Origin of the sequence: Streptomyces sp. NPDC058000, from assembly GCF_042886435.1 — a bacterium.
Lineage (GTDB): Bacteria > Actinomycetota > Actinomycetes > Streptomycetales > Streptomycetaceae > Streptomyces.
Genome location: NZ_JBHVQS010000028.1, coordinates 50,607 through 70,274, shown reverse-complemented (window position 1 = coordinate 70,274; position 19,668 = coordinate 50,607). Strand labels below are relative to the sequence as shown.

20 protein-coding genes are annotated in these 19,668 nt (G+C 72.5%); 8 read left to right on the top strand and 12 right to left on the bottom strand.

Annotation, left to right across the window (positions count from 1 at the left end; translation table 11 throughout):
* The first annotated feature begins 223 nt into the window (after positions 1 to 223).
* Positions 224 to 904, top strand: coding sequence for an alpha/beta fold hydrolase (locus tag ACFVT2_RS25180; RefSeq protein WP_390021531.1), 681 nt, complete (start codon positions 224 to 226; stop codon positions 902 to 904).
* Here ACFVT2_RS25180 and ACFVT2_RS25175 read toward each other — a convergent pair.
* Positions 835 to 2,268 carry a glycosyltransferase 87 family protein gene (locus tag ACFVT2_RS25175; protein ID WP_390021530.1) on the bottom strand — a complete coding sequence of 478 codons (1,434 nt, stop codon included), beginning with the start codon at positions 2,266 to 2,268 and terminating at the stop codon, positions 835 to 837. The genes ACFVT2_RS25180 and ACFVT2_RS25175 overlap by 70 nt on opposite strands.
* Before the next feature lie 113 nt (positions 2,269 to 2,381).
* Here ACFVT2_RS25175 and ACFVT2_RS25170 point away from each other — a divergent pair, with 113 nt between their 5' ends.
* Both ACFVT2_RS25170 and ACFVT2_RS25165 read left to right on the top strand, forming a co-directional pair.
* Positions 2,382 to 3,536, top strand: a complete 1,155-nt coding sequence (locus ACFVT2_RS25170) for a molybdopterin-dependent oxidoreductase (RefSeq protein ID WP_390021528.1) — start codon at positions 2,382 to 2,384, stop codon at positions 3,534 to 3,536.
* The gene (locus tag ACFVT2_RS25165; protein WP_390021527.1) at positions 3,533 to 3,970 is read left to right on the top strand and encodes a hypothetical protein; all 438 of its coding nucleotides are present in this window, start codon (positions 3,533 to 3,535) and stop codon (positions 3,968 to 3,970) included. The genes ACFVT2_RS25170 and ACFVT2_RS25165 overlap by 4 nt, the downstream gene beginning before the upstream one ends.
* Here the strand turns inward: ACFVT2_RS25165 and ACFVT2_RS25160 are convergent.
* From ACFVT2_RS25160 to ACFVT2_RS25150, 3 genes are read right to left on the bottom strand one after another with little or no spacing between them, the layout of a single operon-like run.
* Complete coding sequence (locus ACFVT2_RS25160) at positions 3,952 to 4,629, bottom strand: class I SAM-dependent methyltransferase (RefSeq protein ID WP_390021525.1); 678 nt, start codon at positions 4,627 to 4,629, stop codon at positions 3,952 to 3,954. The two genes, ACFVT2_RS25165 and ACFVT2_RS25160, sit on opposite strands and share 19 nt — an antisense overlap.
* Positions 4,626 to 5,249, bottom strand: coding sequence for a DUF2064 domain-containing protein (locus tag ACFVT2_RS25155; protein WP_390021523.1), 624 nt, complete (start codon positions 5,247 to 5,249; stop codon positions 4,626 to 4,628). Before ACFVT2_RS25155 ends, ACFVT2_RS25160 begins: the two co-directional genes overlap by 4 nt.
* Entirely contained in the window at positions 5,246 to 6,040 is a 795-nt protein-coding gene (locus ACFVT2_RS25150) for a glycosyltransferase family 2 protein (RefSeq protein WP_390021522.1), read from the bottom strand. Before ACFVT2_RS25150 ends, ACFVT2_RS25155 begins: the two co-directional genes overlap by 4 nt.
* A 123-nt stretch (positions 6,041 to 6,163) precedes the next feature.
* On the opposite strand from ACFVT2_RS25150, the gene ACFVT2_RS25145 reads away from it, so the two are divergent.
* Entirely contained in the window at positions 6,164 to 6,877 is a 714-nt protein-coding gene (locus ACFVT2_RS25145; protein WP_390021520.1) for a response regulator transcription factor, read from the top strand.
* Between the two features lie 2 nt (positions 6,878 to 6,879).
* Positions 6,880 to 7,992, top strand: coding sequence for a sensor histidine kinase (locus tag ACFVT2_RS25140; protein WP_390021574.1), 1,113 nt, complete (start codon positions 6,880 to 6,882; stop codon positions 7,990 to 7,992).
* A gap of 15 nt (positions 7,993 to 8,007) precedes the next feature.
* Here ACFVT2_RS25140 and ACFVT2_RS25135 read toward each other — a convergent pair whose 3' ends face one another.
* The gene (locus ACFVT2_RS25135; protein ID WP_390021519.1) at positions 8,008 to 9,291 is read right to left on the bottom strand and encodes an MFS transporter; all 1,284 of its coding nucleotides are present in this window, start codon (positions 9,289 to 9,291) and stop codon (positions 8,008 to 8,010) included.
* A 139-nt stretch (positions 9,292 to 9,430) separates the two neighbouring features.
* Complete coding sequence (locus ACFVT2_RS25130) at positions 9,431 to 10,336, bottom strand: S1 family peptidase (protein ID WP_390021518.1); 906 nt, start codon at positions 10,334 to 10,336, stop codon at positions 9,431 to 9,433.
* A gap of 306 nt (positions 10,337 to 10,642) precedes the next feature.
* On the opposite strand from ACFVT2_RS25130, the gene ACFVT2_RS25125 reads away from it, so the two are divergent.
* The gene (locus tag ACFVT2_RS25125) at positions 10,643 to 11,215 is read left to right on the top strand and encodes a TetR/AcrR family transcriptional regulator (RefSeq protein ID WP_390021516.1); all 573 of its coding nucleotides are present in this window, start codon (positions 10,643 to 10,645) and stop codon (positions 11,213 to 11,215) included.
* 99 nt (positions 11,216 to 11,314) lie between these two features.
* A complete protein-coding gene (locus ACFVT2_RS25120; RefSeq protein ID WP_390021515.1) occupies positions 11,315 to 12,499 on the top strand; it encodes a GDSL-type esterase/lipase family protein in 1,185 nt (394 codons plus the stop codon).
* 93 nt (positions 12,500 to 12,592) lie between these two features.
* Here the strand turns inward: ACFVT2_RS25120 and ACFVT2_RS25115 are convergent, their stop codons facing one another.
* Positions 12,593 to 13,150, bottom strand: a complete 558-nt coding sequence (locus ACFVT2_RS25115; RefSeq protein ID WP_390021514.1) for a helix-turn-helix domain-containing protein — start codon at positions 13,148 to 13,150, stop codon at positions 12,593 to 12,595.
* A 65-nt stretch (positions 13,151 to 13,215) separates the two neighbouring features.
* Here ACFVT2_RS25115 and ACFVT2_RS25110 point away from each other — a divergent pair, with 65 nt between their 5' ends.
* Positions 13,216 to 14,082 carry an alpha/beta fold hydrolase gene (locus ACFVT2_RS25110; RefSeq protein ID WP_390021512.1) on the top strand — a complete coding sequence of 289 codons (867 nt, stop codon included), beginning with the start codon at positions 13,216 to 13,218 and terminating at the stop codon, positions 14,080 to 14,082.
* Between the two features lie 273 nt (positions 14,083 to 14,355).
* On the opposite strand, the gene ACFVT2_RS25105 is transcribed toward ACFVT2_RS25110, so the two are convergent.
* The 5 genes from ACFVT2_RS25105 to ACFVT2_RS25085 all read right to left on the bottom strand — a co-directional run bounded on the left by ACFVT2_RS25105 (position 14,356) and on the right by ACFVT2_RS25085 (position 19,516).
* Complete coding sequence (locus ACFVT2_RS25105) at positions 14,356 to 15,255, bottom strand: aminoglycoside phosphotransferase family protein (RefSeq protein WP_390021511.1); 900 nt, start codon at positions 15,253 to 15,255, stop codon at positions 14,356 to 14,358.
* Between the two features lie 97 nt (positions 15,256 to 15,352).
* Entirely contained in the window at positions 15,353 to 15,703 is a 351-nt protein-coding gene (locus ACFVT2_RS25100; protein WP_390021509.1) for a hypothetical protein, read from the bottom strand.
* A 715-nt stretch (positions 15,704 to 16,418) separates the two neighbouring features.
* A complete protein-coding gene (locus ACFVT2_RS25095) occupies positions 16,419 to 17,267 on the bottom strand; it encodes an MBL fold metallo-hydrolase (RefSeq protein ID WP_390021508.1) in 849 nt (282 codons plus the stop codon).
* Positions 17,267 to 17,845 carry a TetR/AcrR family transcriptional regulator gene (locus ACFVT2_RS25090; RefSeq protein WP_390021506.1) on the bottom strand — a complete coding sequence of 193 codons (579 nt, stop codon included), beginning with the start codon at positions 17,843 to 17,845 and terminating at the stop codon, positions 17,267 to 17,269. The genes ACFVT2_RS25095 and ACFVT2_RS25090 overlap by 1 nt, the downstream gene beginning before the upstream one ends.
* A gap of 153 nt (positions 17,846 to 17,998) precedes the next feature.
* Positions 17,999 to 19,516: a cellulase family glycosylhydrolase gene (locus ACFVT2_RS25085; RefSeq protein WP_390021504.1), complete on the bottom strand. Its 1,518-nt coding sequence runs from the start codon at positions 19,514 to 19,516 to the stop codon at positions 17,999 to 18,001.
* Positions 19,517 to 19,668 lie beyond the last annotated feature (152 nt).

Here is a 19,668-nt window from a genome sequence, read left to right as displayed (position 1 = left end):
GCATCGCGCCGCAGCCCCCAGTGCTGTGCATTGATCTCGCTACCGGTGTCCCGGGTCGGAACGCGTCGTCCGGTCGCGGGGTGATGTCGAAACGTGGCCAGATCGGCCCTCCGGATCGGAAACCGTTGCCCCGGCAAGGTTGACTGGTGTCCGCAAGGCAGTTCGTCCGCGACGAGGACGGCCACGGGGCCGGCCGGCGGACAGTTGCGATGTGGAGGCGGACATGGCGAACGTCGTGCTGGTGCACGGAGCTTGGAGTGACGGGTCGAGTTGGCAGGCGGTGATCCCCGCCCTCCAGGACGCCGGCCACCAAGTGCGTGCAGTCCAGCTGCCGTTGACCTCACTGGAGGACGACATCGCCTGGACGAGGCGGGAGATCGCCGCCCTCGACGGGCCGGTGACACTGGTCGGGCACTCCTACGGCGGGGCGGTGATATCCGGGGCCGCGCACGCCAACGAGCAGGTCGCCGCGCTGGTGTTCGTCGCGGCCTACGCCCCCGACACGTCCGAGACGAGCGCGGCACTGAGCAGGCGTGGTGCGAGGACCCCTGGCTCCGGTGCGATCCGGTTCGCCGAGGACGGCTGGACGAGCCTCGACAGTGAGCTGTTCGGGGTGGCGTTCGGCGCGGACCTGCCGGCGGCGACGACCCGGATGCTGGCGGCGGTCCAGAAGCCGACCCACGACACGTGCTTCTCCAGTCCCTCAGGGCGCGGTGCCTGGCACGATCTGCCGTGCGGCTACGTCCTCGCCCTCGACGACCAGCTCCTGGACCCCGGACTGCAACGATGGTTCGCCGAACGGACCGGTGCGAAGGTCACCGAACTGCGTTCCGGTCACTTCCCCCAACTCTCGCGTCCCGGTGACGTGGTTGCCGCCATCTGCGACGTGCTGCGGGCCGGATAGTCGACGGCAGTCGTCCGGCGCCGCACCAGCCAAACCAGCAGCACAACGGCCGCCGCCAGGGCGTACGCCGTGGTCCCCACCGCACCGTGAGCCTGGAAGGCCCGGGCCGTGACGTACGCGGCCGGGCCCGCCGCGGCGACGGCGAGCCATTCCCACCGGCCGTCCAGGGCGACCAGGCCGATCAGCAGCAGCGCGTACCAGGAGTAGCCGGGGGTGAGGAGCAGGAAGGCGGTTCCGGTCACCAACAGGGCGCCGCTCCAAGGGCGTTCGGGATCGCCGCGCCACAGGACGTAGCCGCACAGTGCGGCCAGGACGACCACCAGGACCGGCAGCGCCCAGGCATCCGGCAGGAGCAGCCGGAGCAGCGCGTACCGGCTGCCGGCGGACGCGTCGCCGTAGCCCTCTTCGCTGACGTATCCGGTGAGGTAGCCGAGGACGGAGCCGTGCGAGGTGAGCAGGTACGGGAGGTAGGCGAGGGCGAGCAGGGCGGCGGCGGGCAGCAGCACCGCCGCCGCGTCGCGGGGGCGGCGCACACCGGACAGGGCGCCCGGCAGGACCACGGCGGGCATCAGCTTGGCGGCGACGGCGGCACCGAGGAGCGTGCCGCCGCGCGCCCGCCGCAGCGCCACCGTGCCCAGTCCCGCCACGGTGAACAGCACGCCGACCACGTCCACGTGGGCGTTGTTGACGGCCTCGACGGGAACGGCCGGACACCAGGCCCAGAAGGCCGCGGTACGGGGATCTCCCCGACGGCGCAGGACCAGCAGCAGGGCCCCGGTGACGGCGACGGACAGCAGCGCGCCACCGACTTGGAGCGGCTTGAGTCGGGACCCTTCGGGGGAGAGCAGGTGCACGCCGTAGAAGTAGGTCTCCGCCAGAGGCGGATAGATGGTGTGCACGGTGGGGCGGTTCAGCCGGGTGCATTGGGGCGTGGTGGTGGGGGAGGGGAGACGTGCGCGGTCGGGGCCCGCGCAGGCGGCGCCGGTGGGGAAGAGCCAGGGGTCGCGGAGCGGGCTGAGTTCCGGGGCGGCCGGCGCGTAGTCGTAGGGGGAGGTACCGGATGCCTGGACGCGGCCGTCCCAGGCGTACCGGTAGGCGTCGGTGCTGGTGCGCGGCGGGGCGAGGAGCCCGGTGGCGGCCACGATCGCCGACCCGGCGAGGATCAGGGCGCCCGCCCGGCGCACCGGGGCCCGCCGCACGGCCCAGGCGGCGGCCGCGAACAGTGCCCAGCAGACGGCGTACCGCCAGGACAGCCCGGCGGGGTCGCGGCGGTAGCCGTCGTAGCCGACCGTCCACACCAGGGCGGCGGCGAGGGCGGCGGTCAGGGCGGCGGCGAGGAGGAGACGAGTACGCGGCTTGATCACGCTTGCAGCCTCGCAGCGGCGTCCGGCCGTGCCGAGGGCGCACGGCCCACCGTCCCTGTTTCGTAAGGAGTTCAAGGCCCTCGTACCGGCCTGTGGGCGGTGTGATGGGAGGCATGGAAACGTCACCGCGCCGCCCGCTGCACCGGCTGCTGTCCGCGCCCGCCCGCTCCGCTCCGCTGCACGATGCCCGGACCGCGACGGTGGTGGGCCGCTGGCTGGGTCTGGCCGTCGGCCTGTGCTTCGCCACCGGCCTGCTCAGCCACGTCCTCCAACACCCGCCGCACTGGCTGGTCGACCACCTGCCGAGCCGACCCGCGTGGGGCTACCGACTCACCCAGGGACTGCACGTGGCCAGCGGCACCGCCGCGCTGCCGTTGCTGCTGGCCAAGTTGTGGACCGTGTATCCGAAGCTCTTCGTGTGGCCGCCGGTGCGGTCCGCACGGCACGCCCTGGAGCGGATCTCGGTGGCGGTGCTGGTGGCGAGCGCGGTCTTCGAGTTGCTGAGCGGGCTGTTGAACATCGTGCAGTGGTACCCGTGGCCGTTCCCGTTCGTGCCCGTGCACTTCGCCGTCGGCTGGCTCCTCATCGGAGCGGTGCTGCTCCACATCGCCGTCAAGTGGCCGCAGATCAGCGACCATTGGACCCGCAACGCACCGGGAACGCGCGAGCTGCCGGCCGAGGACGGCCCGGACCGGCGGTCACTGCTGGCCGGACTGGGGGCGGCGGTCGGCGCCGTGACGCTGACCACCGTGGGCCAGTCCTTCACCCCGCTGGGCACACTGGACCTGCTCGCACCCCGCCACCCCGACCACGGGCCGCAAGGGCTGCCGGTCAACCGCACGGCGCGGGCGGCCGGCATCACCACCGTCGGCCCGGACTGGCGGCTGACCGTCGTCGGCCCCCGACCGTACGACCTGAGCCTGGCCGCCTTGCGGGCCCTGCCCCAGCACGATGTGCAACTGCCGCTGGCCTGCGTGGAGGGATGGAGCGTCTCGGCCCGCTGGACGGGAGTCCGGGTGCGCGACCTCCTCCAACACGCCGGGGCCCACCCCCACGCCCGGGTCCGCGTCGTCTCGCTGGAACGCCACGGCGCCTACCGGGTCACGGACATGGGCCCCACCTACGCCGCCGATCCGCTGACGCTGCTGGCGCTACGCCTCAACGGCCAGGAGCTCTCCTTGGACCACGGCCACCCCGCACGCCTGATCGCACCCAACCGCCCCGGAGTCCTCCAGACCAAGTGGGTCACCCGACTGGAGGTCCTGTGACCACGACACGGATCCGTTACGCGCTGGGCCTCCTGGGCGCGACCGGCATGGCGGTGGGCGTGCTCCTGGTCACGGGCACCGGGTGGGCGGGCCACGTAGTGCTCTGGTTGGCCGGGGCGGTGGCCCTGCACGACGGGGTGCTCGCGCCGCTGGTGCTGGGGGTCGGACTACCGCTCGCGGGCCGGGCGGGGCGACGGGGGCCCGGACCCGTTCGGGGTGCGGTGCGCGGTGCACTGATCGCCGCGGGCGCCCTGACCGCGGTGGCCCTGCCGGCCCTGCTCCGCCCCGGCGCCCCCGCCAACTCCTCGGTCCTGCCGCTGGATTACCCGCGCGGATGGCTGGTGTCGGTACTGGCCGTAGCGGCCGGTACCGGGGCCCTCGTCGGGGTGCGGCTCCTCGTGCGGCGGCGGACGGTTCAGCGCCGGCGCAGCTGAACGAACCGGCGCCCGTCCACCCGCCACTGCTCGACAGCCTCCCAACCGGCCCGGCCGCCGTAAGCCAGCAGCGCCCGGCTGCCGAGCCGGGCCCATGGGAACGGCGTACCGTGCCCGCCCCGGCCGTCGTCCACCCGCACCACGACCCGCTCGTCGAGGTCCATCCCGGCCGTCTCCACGATCAACGTGCCGTCCGGCGCGGCGAGTTCGAGGGCACGCGTCAAAAGGGCCGAAGGATCGCCCCCGATGCCGATGTTGCCGTCGATGAGGAGCACCGTCGTCCACCGGCCCTCACCGGGCAACGGATCGAACACCGAACGGCAGAGCGCGGCGCCGCCCGCCCGCACCGCCCGGTCCACGGCGTGCCGGCTCACGTCGATGCCGAGCGCCGGGCGGCCCCGCGCGGCGAGAGCGGCCACCAGCCGGCCCGGCCCGCAGCCGACGTCGAGGACCCCGCCCCGGCAGCGGGCGAGCACCGTGGCATCGGCCTCGTCCGGCGGGGCGCACCAGCGCTCCACCTCAAGGGGCAGCAGCCAGCCGTCGCCGCGCCGCAGGAACAGCGGCCCACGGCCGGTGCGCAGGGCATCGGTGTACGGATCGGCGTGCCACTCCCGGGCCCCGGAAGCGGTCCCGGCCACCGCGGTGCGCGCCGCCCTCATCGGACACCCACCCCGGCCAGTGCGGTGTGCAGAGCGCCGAAGCGACTGCCCGGGACCAGGCCGGCCACGCTCCGCGCGTCCGCCGCGGTGTCCACGTCCCGCAGCACCGGCAGGTCGGACACGGTCAGCCCGGCCGCAACCAGGCGCCGCCGCTGCGTCCGTCCGGTCTCCGGTACGGACATCGGGACACCGCGCAGCAGTGCGGGATCGGGCACCTTCAGGCCCAGACCCCAGAATCCGCCGTCCGCCGCGAGACCGAGACGCGCGTCGACCCCGGCGAAGTCCAGCCCGGCGGCCAGCAGTTCGGGGGTGACCTGCGGCGTGTCCATGCCGATCAGGAAGGCCGGCCCGGTGCAGCCCGCGAACGCCGCGGCCAGCCGCACGTCCAGACCCCCGCCGCACTGCGGCACCACCTCGATGCCGTCCGGCAGCCATGGCCCGGGAGCGCCGGCGAGCACCAGCACCCGGCGGTCCACCGGCGTGCGCAGCACCGCTTCCAGCGTGTCCGCGAGGGCGGCGCGCGCCAGGTCGGCGGCCTGCCGCGGGGTGAAGGGCGGAGTGAGCCGGGTCTTGACGCGCCCGGGGACCGGCTCCTTGGCGATGACGAGCAGCGTGCTCACCGGGCGACCCCGTCCCGCACCGCCACCGGAGGCTCGGCCAGCACGCGGCGCATGTCACGGACCGCCTGCCAGGTGCCCCGCCAGGTCCCGGTCACCTTGGACCGGCCGGTACGCGGCAGGTACGCCACGTCCCGCTCTGCCACCCGCCAGCCCGCGTCCGCGGCACGCACCACCATCTGCAACGGGTAGCCGCTGCGCCGGTCGGTCAGGTCGAGCCCGAGCAGCGCCTCGCGCCGGGCCGCCCGCATCGGCCCGAGATCCCGCAGGCGCAAGCCGGTGCGCCGACGCACCATCCGGGCCAGGGCGACATTGCCGGCCCGGGCGTGCACCGGCCAGGCACCCCTGGCCTGCGGCCTCCTGCGCCCCAGCACCAGATCGGCCTCGCCCGCCACCACCTGACCGACGAACGGCACCAGGTGGCCGGGGTCGAGGGAGGCGTCGCAGTCGCAGAAGCACACGATGTCCGCGCGGGCGGCGAGCAGCCCGGCGTGACAGGCGGCCCCGAAGCCCCGCTGCGGCTCGCTCACCACCGTCGCGCCCCACGACCGGGCGACCTCGGGCGAACCGTCGGTGGACCCGTTGTCGACGACGATTGCCTGCCAGCCGTCCGGGATCCGCGCCAGCACCCAGGGCAGCGCACCGGCCTCGTCGAGACACGGCAGCACCACGGCGACCGACCCTGCGGCGGGCGAGGCCGGGGGAGGGGAGCCGGGGGAGGGAAGACGGCGCGGCGCCGCGGCACGGGACGTGGCGGGAGCGCCCGCCACCTGCTGTTCCATCGAGTCGTTCACGGCTCTCACCGTACGAACCGCGAAGCGCCCCGTGGGGCTCCGAGACCTTACGAAACACGGACGTCGACGCCGTGTGGCCGCCGGGCCCGACGCTGCGCCCCACCGGGATGGGAGGCTGGACGCATGAAGAACGTGCTGGTCGTGGACGACGACCCCACCGTCTCCGAGGTCCTGGCCGGCTACCTCGAACGCGCCGGCTTCACCGTGCGCCGGGCCGCCGACGGCCCCGCCGCCCTCACCGCGGCCCGCGCACACCGCCCCGACCTGGTGGTCCTCGACCTGATGCTGCCCGGAATGGACGGCCTGACCGTCTGCCGGGAACTGCGGTCCCACGGCCCGCTCCCGGTGATCATGCTGACCGCCCGCAGCGACGAGGAGGACCGCATCCTCGGTCTGGAAGTGGGCGCCGACGACTACGTCACCAAACCGTTCAGCCCCCGGGAACTGGTACTGCGCGTGACATCCGTACTGCGCCGCGCAGGCACCGCAGGCACACCGGGACCCGCCCTGAGCGGTGCCGGACTCGACGTCGACCCGGCGGCCCGCCGCGCCCTGCACCACGGCCGGGAACTCGCCCTCACCCTGCGCGAATTCGACCTGCTCTGCTACTTCCTCCGCCACCCCGGCCAGGTCTGCGGCCGGGAGCGCCTGATGCACGAGGTGTGGGGCTGGGAATTCGGGGACCTGTCGACGGTCACCGTCCACGTGCGCCGACTGCGCGCCAAGATCGAGGACGACCCGGCCCGCCCCCGACTGATCCAGACCGTGTGGGGCGTGGGCTACCGCTTCGACCCCCGGCCCGAAGAATCCGCCCCCCACCCCGACGAGAGGCCGTGACCGTGCGGGACATGCTGCTCATCGCCCTGTACGCGTCCGCCGGTGCGGCCGGCGCCGGACTCCTCGGTGCCGGCGTTCTGCACCTGTTGCGGCGCCGCTCGATCGCGGTGTCCCTGGCCGTCGTCGCGGCCGTCGCCGTCGGGGCGATGCTCGCCGGGACGCTCGCCGTCGCCTGGGCGATGTTCCTCTCTTCCCACGACCTGAGCGTGGTCACCACCGTGGTCGCGGTGGCCACCGTCGTCTCCCTGGTCACCGCGCTCGCCCTGGGCCGCCGGGTCGTGCTCGACTCCCGCGCACTGGCCCGGGCCGCCCACGACTTCGGCGAGGGCGGCACCTTCGTCCCGCCCAACCGCCCCGCTGCCGCCGAACTCGCCACGTTGAGCGCGGAGTTGACGGCGACCAGCGCCCGCCTGGCCGCCTCCCGAGACCGCGAACGCGCCCTGGAGGAATCCCGCCGCGAACTCGTGGCCTGGATCTCGCACGACCTGCGCACCCCGCTCGCCGGCCTGCGGGCCATGTCCGAGGCCCTGGAGGACGGCGTCGCGGACGACCCGGCCCGCTACCACCGCCAGATCCGTACCGAGGTCGACCGCCTGAACACCATGGTCGGCGACCTCTTCGAACTCTCCCGCATCCACGCCGGCGTACTGGCCCTCGCCCCCTCCCGGGTGTCGGTCTACGACCTCGTGGACGACGCACTGGCCGGCGTCGGCCCGCTCGCCCGGGAACACCGGGTGCGCCTGGTGGGCGACCGCGTCGAAGCGGTCCCCATCGAAGTCGACAGCAAGGAGATGACCCGAGCACTGGCCAACCTCCTGATGAACGCGATCCGCCACACCCCGGCCGACGGCACCGTGGCGCTGACGGCGGAGCGCCGCGCCGACACCGTCGTGCTGTCCGTCACCGACGGCTGCGGCGGCATCCCCGAGACCGACCTGCCCAGGGTCTTCGACACGGGCTGGCGCGGTACGACGGCCCGCACGCCACCGGCCGGCGCCGGTCTGGGCCTGGCCATCGTCCGCGGCATCGTCGAGGCCCACGCCGGACGGGCCGCCGTCCACAACGTCGCGGGCGGCTGCCGCTTCGAGGTCACCCTCCCCGCCGCCCAGACCTGACCCACCGCCGCCGCGCTATCCGGCGGCCTCCTCACCCACCGCCCGCGGCTCCGTGCCACGACCGGCGGACGGTTGCTCGACAGGCTCGGCTGCGCGAAGCCCCCGCACCTGCGGGGCGAGCAGGGCCGCGCCCGACGCGACGACGATCAGCGCGGCGCAGCCGAACAGCATCGCGTCGGTGCCCCAGGCAACCGCGGCCGGCCCCGCCACCAACAGGCCCAGCGGCGCGAAGGCCAGCGAACCGAACCAGTCATAGGAACTGACCCGCGACAACGCGGCCTCGGGCACCTCGCGCTGCACGGTCGTCGACCACAGGACCGCGAAGACGTCCGAGGCGACGCCCGAGCAGAACATCGCCGTCACGATCAGCCAGACCGGCGCCCCGGCTCCGAGCAGCGCGAGCGGCACGGCCGACGGCAGGGTGGCCAGCACCGCCACCAGGATCGGCCGCCGCACCCGGATCCTGGCCGCGAGCCCCGCGCCGAGCAACGCGCCCAGTGCCTGCGCGGCCACGATCACCGACCAGGCGCGGGCGCCACCCAGGTGTTCCTCGGCGGCCAGCGGCCCCAGCACGCCCGCGTTGGCGTTCAACGCCGCCACGACCACCGCGTATTGGCAGACCACGACCCACAACCACTGTCGTGCGGAGAACTCCTGCCACCCCTCGCGCAGATCCGCCCACCCGGACGCCTTCTTCCGCGGACCCGCATCGACCCGAAGGAACCAGGTCAACACCGCACTGAGCACGAAGGAGCCGGCATTGAGCGCCAACGCCCACCCCGGACCGAGCCAGGCCACCGCCACACCCGACAGCGCGAGTCCCAGCAGCAGCGAGACGTTGGTGCCCACCCGCAGCAGCCCGTTGGCCCGCTGAAGCCGGCCGGCCGGCACCACCAGCGGCACCACGCCGTCCATCGCCGGCGCGAACAGCGCGGTGGCGGTGCCCGCCACCACCGCCAGCAGACACATGAGCACCAGCGGCGCACGACCGATCAGCACCGCTGCCGCCAGACCCGCGTAGGCCAGGGCCCCCACGACGTCCGCCGTCACCATCAACCGCGAGCGCGACATCCGATCGGCGATCACCCCACCGATCAGAACGAACGCCAACTGCGGTACCGCCTGACACGCCAGCACGAGCGACAACCGGCCCGGGCTCGCCCCCGGCAAGGACAACACCGCGAACGCCAGCGCCACTCGGGCAAAGCCGTTCCCGAGCACCGAAACGATCCGGGCGGAGAGCAGCAGCGCGAACTGTCGGTCACGCCACAGCGATATCTGGTCCAAGGCGGCAGGCATGGTCCCGGACTCTACGGTCCGCTCGCCGTTCACCGACCCCATCCGGCCAGCACTCCGTCGTCCCCGCCCCGCTACCCCGTCGCTTCGTTACGCCGCCAGTCCGCCGCTCCGGCACTCCGCCAGGCACTTGGCCAAAGCGTCAGCTCAGTGCGCCGACGAGCGCGGGGACGTCGGCGAACGCGGCGTCGGCCGGCTGTCCGCAGACCTTGCCCGCCGTCTCCCCGGCGAAGCTGAACACCCCGACCAGTTCCGGGCCGCGTCGCCCCCAGGTGACCAGGGGGCTGCCGCTGTCCCCGAAGCACATGGTGGTCCGGCCGCTGGGCAGATCGCGGGCACAGAAGACCGATGCCTCATCGACGACGGCCGGGGTCTGGGCGGCGCATTGGGCATGGGTCCGGACGGTCAGGTCGCCGCGGCGCAGCACATCGCCGCGGATCTCCTTACCGGGCTGGGACGGGTCCGGTGCGGCCGTGGTGCCGTGGCTGAAAATCGATACGGGGGTGCCCGGGGCCGGCCGGTGCTGGGCGAGGGGAAGGGGTGAGGTGCCGGGTACCGGGGCACTGAGCCGGATTTCGGCCAGGTCGTAGGCGGCCGACGACAGCTCCGGGGCATGCGGATCGACGGGTGAGGGGAGCAGTTTGTACCGCGGGTGAAGGGTGACACCGCTGATGTCCCGTACGGTGCCGAGGTCCCGGGAGAGGACCGAGGAACCGATGTGCACCTCCGCCTTCCGGAAGTCCAGGCCGTCGAGACAGTGCGCGGCGGTGAGTACCCGGTCCGGGGCGATGAGCGCCCCGCCGCACGAGGCGCGGTTCAGGAAAGGGGCGTCGCCCTTGATCGCCAGTGTCGCCAGCCACGGTGCGGCCCCCGGCTGCGGTAGCTGGGTGCCGCCCGACATGGCCTGCGCCGGACCGGCCGTGCCCAGCGCCGCGGCCACGCCGACCAGGGCCGCGCCGAACGCCACCCCGGCACGCGCCCGCCGGCCCCGCCGCGCCTTCCGCCGCCGGCCCGCCGCGCCCTCCGCACGTACCGCTTCGTTGCTCATGTCGCTCCCGTACTCGGCTGTGCCGGATCGATCTCTTCTGACTGAACGTCAGCGTCTGAACGTCAGCGTCTGAACGTCAATGCCTGAACGTAGTAGCGGGAGTTGGTGGGCGTCGTCAGACCACGGTCGCGTCCGCCGTCATCCTGCGGTCGCACCCACCCTGACTCTCCTCAGGGTGGGTCCCGACCCCGCTCCGCCCGTCCCAAGCGATCACGCCGCCTCGACGAGCACGAGAATGAACATTCGCCATTTGCCTAATGCTTTTAGGCATGTGCATAATCAATACAGGTAAACGAAAGGGTGGACATGGCGGCGAGGGTAGGACTGACCACGGAACGCCTGACCCGGGCGGGAGCGGAGTTGGCCGACGAGGTCGGCTTCGAGCAGGTGACCGTGTCCGAGCTGGCCAGGCGGTTCGACGTCAAGGTCGCGAGCCTGTACTCGCACCTGAAGAACTCCCATGACCTCAAGACCAGGATCGCCCTCCTCGCCTTGGAGGAGCTCGCCGACCGGGCCGCGGAAGCCCTGGCCGGCCGGGCCGGCAAGGACGCTCTGACCGCCTTCGCGAACGTCTACCGCGACTACGCCCGGGAGCACCCCGGCCGCTACGCCGCGACCCAGTTCCGGCTCGCCCCGGAGGCGGCGCTCGCCAGCGCCGGCGTCCGGCACGCCCAGATGACGCGGGCGATCCTGCGCGGCTACGACCTGCCGGAACCGGAGCAGACCCATGCGGTCCGGATGCTGGGCAGCGTCTTCCACGGCTACGTGAGCCTGGAGCTGGGGGGAGGGTTCAGCCACAGCGCCCCCGACCCGCAGGAAACGTGGTCACGCATCGTGGACGCCCTCGACGCCCTGCTGCGGAACTGGCCCACGCCCTGACCACCAGGGCGGTCACGCCCGCCGGAGCCGGCGGCACCCCCGCGCCGCACTGCCGTATCCGAACACACCCCGCCACACTGCGACGAACAGGTTGAGGCGATGAACGCCAAACACAACTGGATCACCACCCCGCTCACCGCCGAGATCCTGCGCGGCGCCCTGGAGTTGGAGCGCACCGAGCGCGGAGTACTCCCGCACCGGCTGCCCGCCCGGGCCCGCGCCCAGTGCGACGACGGGCAGCTCGCCATGGCCGAATCCCAGACCTCCGGCGTACGACTGGTCTTCCGCACCCGGGCCACCGCCATCGAACTGGAAACGCTCCCCACGAAGCGGGTCTACGTCGGTGCCCCGCCCCGCCCCGACGGCATCTACGACCTGCTCGTCGACGGCCGCCTGGCCGGCCAGGCAAGCGTGACCTGCGGCAACACCCTGACCATCGACATGGCCAAGGGGACCAGTCACCTCGCGTCCGGCCCGAGCGGAACCCTCCGCTTCACCGACCTGCCCGACGGCGTCAAGGACATCGAACTCTGGTTGCCGTACGACGAGACGACCGAACTTGTCGCCCTGCGCACCGACGCCCCGATCGAGCCCGTGCCGAACCGGGGGCGCAAGGTGTGGCTGCACCACGGCAGTTCGATCAGTCACGGCACGGACGCGGCCAGTCCCACCACCATCTGGCCCGCACTCGCGGCCTCCCTGAGCGGTGTGGAACTGATCAACCTGGGCTTCGGCGGCAGCGCCCTGCTGGACCCGTTCACCGCCCGAGCCCTGCGGGACACCCCCGCGGACCTGATCAGCATCAAGATCGGCATCAACCTGGTCAATGCCGACCTGATGCGCATGCGCGCCTTCACCCCCGCCGTCCACGGCTTCCTCGACACCATCCGCGAGGGGCATCCCACCGCGCCACTGCTGGTCATCTCGCCCATCCTGTGCCCCATCCACGAGGACACCCCCGGCCCCAGCGCCCCGGACTTCGCCGCCCTCAGCGCCGGACGCCTGCGGTTCCGGGCCGCGGGCGATCCGGCGGAGCGCGCGAGCGGAAAGCTGACCCTCACCGGCATCCGGGACGAACTGGCCCGGATCGTGCAGCGGCGGGCGGCCGAAGACCCCAATCTGCACTACCTCGACGGCCGCGACCTCTACGGTCGTTCCGACTCCGCCGAACTGCCCCTGCCCGACGAACTCCACCCGGACGCCGCCACGCACCGCCGCATGGGCGAACGCTTCGCCAAACTGGCCTTCACCGCCAACGGCCCCTTCGCCGACCACGGCGCCTGAGACCGGGCCTGCTCACCCCGTCCACGCCCGGCCGCAGGACCCCGGATCGGCCGTCGGGTCGCAAGTCCTCACCCGTGCGGTGCGTCCTTGAGGCTACGACCGCGCCTCGGCCGGGTGCTCCTGCTCGGTCTCGGTCGGGAAGAGGATCGGGCTGAGCAGGTACGGTGCGCGGTCCGCCGCCGGCTGGTTGGCGAGCCGTGGCGCCAGGACCGTGAACAACTCACCGCTCAGCTCGGCGAGTTCGTCCGGGCTGAGCCAGAACGTGCCCTGGCGGTAGGAGACCCCGTCGGCGACCGGGTCGGCGCCGTCGCGGTCGAGGTACGCGTCGAATTCCGCGATCAGCACGGCCATGGCGGCGACGAAGCCCCGCCGGTGGTCGTCCAACGACATCGCGGCGGCGGCGTCCGCGTCGACGACGGGTCGGTTCGGACGCAGCCGGTAGTGCCGCTCGACGGCACCCCGTACCCGGTGTTCCTCGGCGACCTCCAGGAAATCCGCCTCGACCAGCAGACCGACCTGCCGGTACATGGTCACCTTCGGGACCTCGGGCATGCGCTCACACAGCTGCGCGGTGGTCAGCACCCGGCCGCCGGAGAGCGCGTGCACCACGCGCAGGCGCACCGGGTGGAGAAGCAGTTCGGTGATGGCCATGGCCCTACTGTTCCATGAGCGATACCATTATCTAAATTGGAAATGGAAGCCTGTGGGAGGGGAACATGCGCCGGGAAACGGGGCGGGCAGTACAGGTGAACGGCCGGACCGTGCACGTCGAGGAGTCCGGAGAGGGACCGGACTGGGTGGTCTTCGAAGCGGGTCAGGGTCTGGGACGTACCAGCTGGGACGCGGTGCTGCCGCTGCTGACGGATCGCGCACGGCTGGTCGCCTACGACCGGGCCGGCTTCGGCCGCAGTGGCCGGACGACTGCGCACCTGAGTATCGACGACCTGGCCGCGGACCTGGTCGCCATGGTCGAGGCGGTCGTCCCCGACCGGTTCGTGCTCGTCGCGCACAGCATGGGCGGGCTGGTCGCGCGCCGCGCGGCGGAGAGCCTGGAACCACGGCTCCGCGGGCTGCTGCTGGTCGACCCGACCCCGGAGAGCGCGCCGGTCTACGACACGTTCGACCAGACCGTCGCGAAGGTGGACCGCGCACTGAGCCTGACACAGCAGCTGGTCCGTTTCCGCCCGCTGGCCCGGATGGCCAGCGGGAACATCCGCCGGGTCTTCCCCGCGGACACCTACGAGGCCATGCTCGCCGAAGACTTCGTCCCCGACGGCATCGCCCAGACACGGAAGGAGTTGCAGGCCGTCGCCGCAGCCATCCCGCAATTCCGCAGCGCACCGCCCGCGCTCCCCACCTGCCCCACGGTCCTGCTCTCGGCGTCCCGCCCCGCCAAGGGCCGGGCCCAACAGCACGCCGCCCTTGCCGAGCACCAGCGACGTTGGATCGACACGCTGCCGGACGGACGGTTCGAAGAGGTCGACTCCGGCCACTTCGTCCAGGCCGAGCGGCCAGGCACCGTCGCGGACCGGGTCGGACACCTCCTCGACCGGGTCCCGGACCGGCCCGCCCCACCGGCCTGACGGCTCGCGCCACCGTTGGCGGATGCGAGCGGGCCGGCGAGATGAACGGACAGCAGGGGAGCGCGTGGGCTGGCCGCCAGCAACTCTCAGCGCCACAGCAGCAGTTATCGCGGACCTCGGGCGTGCGTAACGCCAGCCGCAGCCCAGTCACTACGGAGTATCGTCCCAAGTCGCTACGGGCCGCCGTCTCAAGTCACGATGGGCCACCGCCCCATGCCGCTACGGGCATCGTCCGCGTAACCGCGTAACCGCGTGCTGGAGTGCCGGCGGGCGTCAACGCTCGCTCATTACCGCCCGGATCACGTGTCGGGCGTTGTGCGCCATCGCCGCGTTCGTCCGCCGGTAGTACGGCAGCGCGATCAGCGCCTGGGAGAGCGTGCGCGCCCGGCCTCGGTTCCAGGTCGCGTCGTCCACGCCGAGCGCCGCACGGAAGACCTGCCTGGCCTCGGCCGGCAGCAGATTCCACGCCGGGAACAGGTCGCAGGCCGGATCGCCCACCCCCGTGCACCCAAAGTCGATCACTGACGTCAGCCTGCCACCGTCCACCAGGAGATTGCCCGGCATCAGATCGGCATGCAGCCACACCCGTGGGCCGTCCCACTCCGGGGCCCGCAGCGCGTCCTCCCAAACGGCCAGCGCGGCAGCGCAGTCGACGCCCTCCTGTGGGATCCCGCGCAGGTCCTCGATCGCCGCCCGGGTCGCCGCGTCGAGCGAGGAGATCGCCCCTCCGCGGTGGGCCGCCGGCGCGTCGGGCAGGGTGATGCTCCGCATCGCCGCCACGAACGCGGCCAGATCCTCGGCCAGTCGCACCGGCTCGCTCAGCGCCCCTACCTGCGGGACTTCCCCCACCAGCCATCCGTACACCGCCCACGGCGACGGATACCCCTCGGCCGGCTGCCCGGCTCCGAGCACCTCGGGGATCGCCGCGGGCAGCCGGGGCGCGAGGCGGGGCAGCCACTCCTGCTCCATCACGACGTCCTCGGCTCCGCCCTGCGTCAACGGCAGCCGTACGACCATGCCGTCGCCCAACCGGTACATGGCATTGACCGTGCCACCGGAGGGGATCCGTTCCACCGCCAACTCCGCCCACTGCGGGAACTGCCCGGCGACCAACCGCCGTACGAGGTCGTCGTCGATGGGGTGCATGCCCGGATGCATCTGCCCTGCGCTCATGGCGCACCATCCGATCGCCGGCCGCCGCCGGGTGTCAAACATTTTTCCGGCGGGGACGGCAGCCCGCAGGCGGGGAGGGCGGCGCAGGCCGGGTCCCTCAGTGCCGCATGGGGTTGAGGCACAGCGTGGTGTCCCCGAGGCGACCGCCGCGTTCCTCGTACTGGTCGTATTGACCGGGGCAGGTTCCTCGGTAGCCCGGCCTCAGGGCGATCTGGTAGTCGGCCTTGGCGTCCTTGCACTCGATGGTGAAGAGCACGGGTTTGCTGTGTGTGCCGCGGTTCTCCAGACAGTCCCCGATACTGGCGTCGCGGGCGACCTTCACCGGGGGTTTGCCGTCGTCGGTCAGGACGGACAGGACCCAGAAGCCCGTACCGAGCGTTGCCACGACGGCGAGCGCGATCACTGGCCGCAGCCAGGGCCGCCGCGGCGGCCCCGTCGGCGTGAACATGGGTTCAGCGGGCCGCTGTGCCGTCCATGGCTGCGGACCTGCGGGACCGTATGCCGGCTGCTGGCCGTAGGGGAACGCCGCGCCCGGGGGCGGGTTGTGCGGAGCGGGGCCACCGTGGTTGGCGGGCGGTCCGGCCGGCGGACCGTACGGGGCGGGGCCGGGCTGACCGTAGGGCGTGGGGCCGTTGGGTGGCGGTGAGTAAGCGGACATGTGGATTCCCCCGGTTGCTGTGCTGCTGGACCGTCGCACACCGGCGACGTTCGGTTCGACGTTCGGTACAGCAGGCTACGAGGTCCCCGTGCAGGAGTGAGAACAGGGGGTGGCGTGAGCCGGTCAAGGTGGGGCGCCACTTCGTCGGACGGTGCCTGACGCAGCGGGAGGAATGCGCGGATGGGCGCGCAAGTTCCTTGCTCAGCAGGCGCCTTGCGATGCCATGAGCAGGGCGAGTCCTTCGCCGAAGCCCACCATCAGGGCGCCGTCGGGAAGCGGGGCCAGCGCGTGCACCCCGTACGGGAACGGGACAGGCGGTCCGGCCTGGCGCGCCCCGACTCCACGTCCCAGGCACGCACGGACCGGTCGTCGCCGCCGCTGACCGACACGAAGGTGTGCGCCAGGCGCTGGTCATGGGCGAGCCGCAACCGTTCGCGGCCCTCGACGGGGACGGTCCGAAGCTCGCTCCGCGCTGCCCGTCAACGGTCGGGTCGGGCCGGGTCGGTCAGGTGGCGGTGGCCTTGGACGGTGTGCCGGCGTGGTGGCGGTATTCGGCGGAGTTGTGTGCCGAGAAGATCTGGACGCGGCCGCCATGGTCGCGGGCCAGTTCACGCAGCCGCTGCTGGTTGTGCAGCCGCGCTCGTTTCTCGGTCTGCATCATCGACTCGAACAGGGCGAGCGCGGGCGGGCAGTGCGGTCGGACCGGGTCGAGCTCGCCGGGGTGGAAGTAGGCGTCACCGGCATGCAGCAGCCAGCCGCCGCCCGTGTCGATGGCGACCCCGGCGTGGCCGCGGGTGTGGCCGGCGAGCGGGACGAGCAGGATCTCCGGCGGCAGGCCGTCGAGTTCCCGGACGGCTTCGAGGCCCAACCACGGTTCGCCGACGCCCGCGTGGGGCGCCCACTTCGGCTTGTGCGCGAACTGGGCCGCCCGGTACCGGCTGCGGTCGAGCGTGGTGCGGGGCCGCTCGGCCGCACGGAGTTCCTCGGCGTAGACGTGCACGGTCGCCTGGGGGAAGTCCACCAGCCCGCCGGCGTGGTCGAGGTCGAGGTGGGTGAGGACGATGTGCCGCACATCGCCCGGATCGAATCCCAGCCGTGCGATCTGCCGGACGACTGGCTGCTCGGCGTCGATGTCCGGGCTGCTCACCCGCAGGAACCGCCGGCCGAGCCACTCCTCGGGCCGATGGGTGGCCTGGGTGCCGAACCCGGTCTCGACGAGGACCAGGCCCGCATCGGTTTCCAGCAGCAGACAGTGGCAGACCATCTCGGCGCGCCGAAACAGCCCTGCCTCGCCGTCGAGGAGTCGCCCGCCGAGCGGACGGAGGGTGCCGCCGTTCAAGTGGTGGACGCGCATCAGGAAAGCTCCTTCTCGATCGTGGCGTACAAATGGTCGGCGACCGCGTGCAACGGCGCGGGGTCGTGACTGGCCTTCGCCAGCAGCAGGCCACCCTCGATGGATGCGAGCACAACGGTTGCCAGGGCGCCCGCCCGCTCCGCGGCCAGTCCCTGCTCGGTGAAGAATCCGGCGAGCAGCTCGCGCCAGGAGTCGTAACCCTCGGCACATGCCTGCCGGATCGGTGCGCTGTCCGCCGCGGCGTCCAGCGTGACGGCCGCGAGTGGGCAGCCACGCTGGAAACCGGACCCGGTCAGCGCACCGATCAAGAGTTCCACGACCGCGCGGACCGCACCCACCGCGTCCGGAGCCTCCGCGATGACCTCCCGCAGCACCTCGCAGAGTTGGCTGCCGGACATCCGGAGGGCCTCGGCGGCCAGTTGCTCCTTGCCGCCCGGGAAATGGAAGTACAGCGAGCCCTTCGGGGCCCCGCTGGTGGTGACCACCTGGTTGAGGCCGGTGGCGTGATAACCCTGCGTGTGAAAGAGCTCGGCAGCGGACTCAAGCATCCGCCGCCGGGTGTCGGTTCGGCGAGCCATGCCCGTCACGCTAACCCAACTATGACGACCGGTCTAGTTATTACGGTCCAGTGATTACGGGTCCGTCGAAGGGGGCGTCCGCCCCTTGCTCCTCTGTCTGGCCGGCGGGCGGTTGCATCAACTCCAGTCAAATGTCTACGTAGTGATGGCAAGTCAGTGAGCTGAAACAGTGACCCGCACCCTGGCTCCCGGTCGCGCCGCGGGCAGCCGCAACTTCGCCCGGCCAGATCCGCCCGCGACCACTTCGACGGCCGGGCCGGCCCCGGTGACGGTTACGCGTACTCCGTGGGGGAAGGCCGTGACCGGTAGGGACAGGAGCGTCCAGGCGCGCCGTGTCGTGCGGTCGGCGGTCAAGGCGAGGGTGTAGGTCCGCGTGGCCGGGGCGTAGGACTCGGTGCCGGGGATGCCCGCCACCGCGGGAGCGTACGGGGCGAAGGCGGGCTCCTTCCCGGGGGCGGGGCTGCCGTCGCGGTCGTAGGCGCAGTAGCCGCCGCCGTTGTCCGCGCGGCAGTCGTACCACAGCGCCCACCCCGAGGCGAAGCCGTCCATGGACGCTACTTGACGCCGTATCAGCTCTGCGTTCCCGGGCGTGTGCGCCTGCGGCGGGCCCCATTCACCGACCAGTACCGGGAGTCGGTGGGTGGTGGGGTAGCGGCCGATGGCGGTTTCGTACTGCTCGATGAAGCGACCCGAGGGGTCCCAGTCGGCACCCGATTCGACCGCGGTGTCGTAGTAGTGCGGGGCGTAGCCCAACCGCGCCGCGCCGGGCCGCGGGTCGTGGAAGCCGGGCAGGCTGGTGGGGACGCCCTGACCGACCAGGACGGTGGGTTCGACGAAGAGCCACGCGTCGGGGTCGGCGGAGCGGACGGCGCCGATCAACCGCCGGTACATGGCCGCCAACCGCCCGCGCTCCAGGGTGGCGGAGGCCCGGATCTGGTCATCGGGGTCGGTCGGATCGCCGGGAACCGGTCCGAAGGGCTCGTTGAACAGGTCGTAGCCCAACAACGAGCGGTGTCCCCGCAGAGCGGACGCGACCTCGGTGTAGGCGGCCCGCTGGGCGGCGCGCAGGTCGGGGTCGTCGTACAGGTGGGTGAAGGCGGCCTGGACGGCGGGCTGGAAGTAGTCCGCGAACCAGTCGTCGGGGTTGGGCTGGAAGGGCAGTCCGTCGGTGCGGGTGGCCCAGGTAGGGATGCCGTTGTGGCCGAACGCCGGCCCGAAGACGTCCTGGTGCCAGTCGATCAGGACCAGCACCCGGTAGCGGTCGGCCCAGTCCAGCACCCGGTCGAGGTAGCGCAGGTAGCCGGTGTCGTAGCGGCCGCGGTGCGGTTCGACCTTCTCCCACTGGATGTTGAGCCGCACGAGGTTGAAGCCGTCGCCGGCCAACTGGGCGATGTGCTCCTCGGTCACCGTGTCGGTCTTGCCGAGGTTGAGGCCGCGCGGTCGCACGACCCGGCCGTCCCGATCGGTGAAGAATGTACGGCCGTCGGGCGCGGTGACGGTGCCGGAGGGGGCGGCCCAGGCGGCTGCCCGCCCGTCCCGCGCGGCCAATGGCGCGGACCAGGCGGCTGTCCGCGCGGCCGTTGCCGGCCCCTCGGCAGGGCCGGCAACCATGACGGCACACAGCAACGCCAGTCCGAGGGAAAGGGGCATGGCGGCGTGGCGCAGGCGCATGACAGCCTCCCGTTGGCAGGGATTTGACGCTCAGTCAGTTTTAACGGTCGTCGCCCGCCGGCTCGGATTCTGCGCCATGCACGACGCAGAAGGAAGGGATGTGACGGGGCACTCCTGTGAGTCGAATCTGACACCCCGTAGGAATCGGGGAG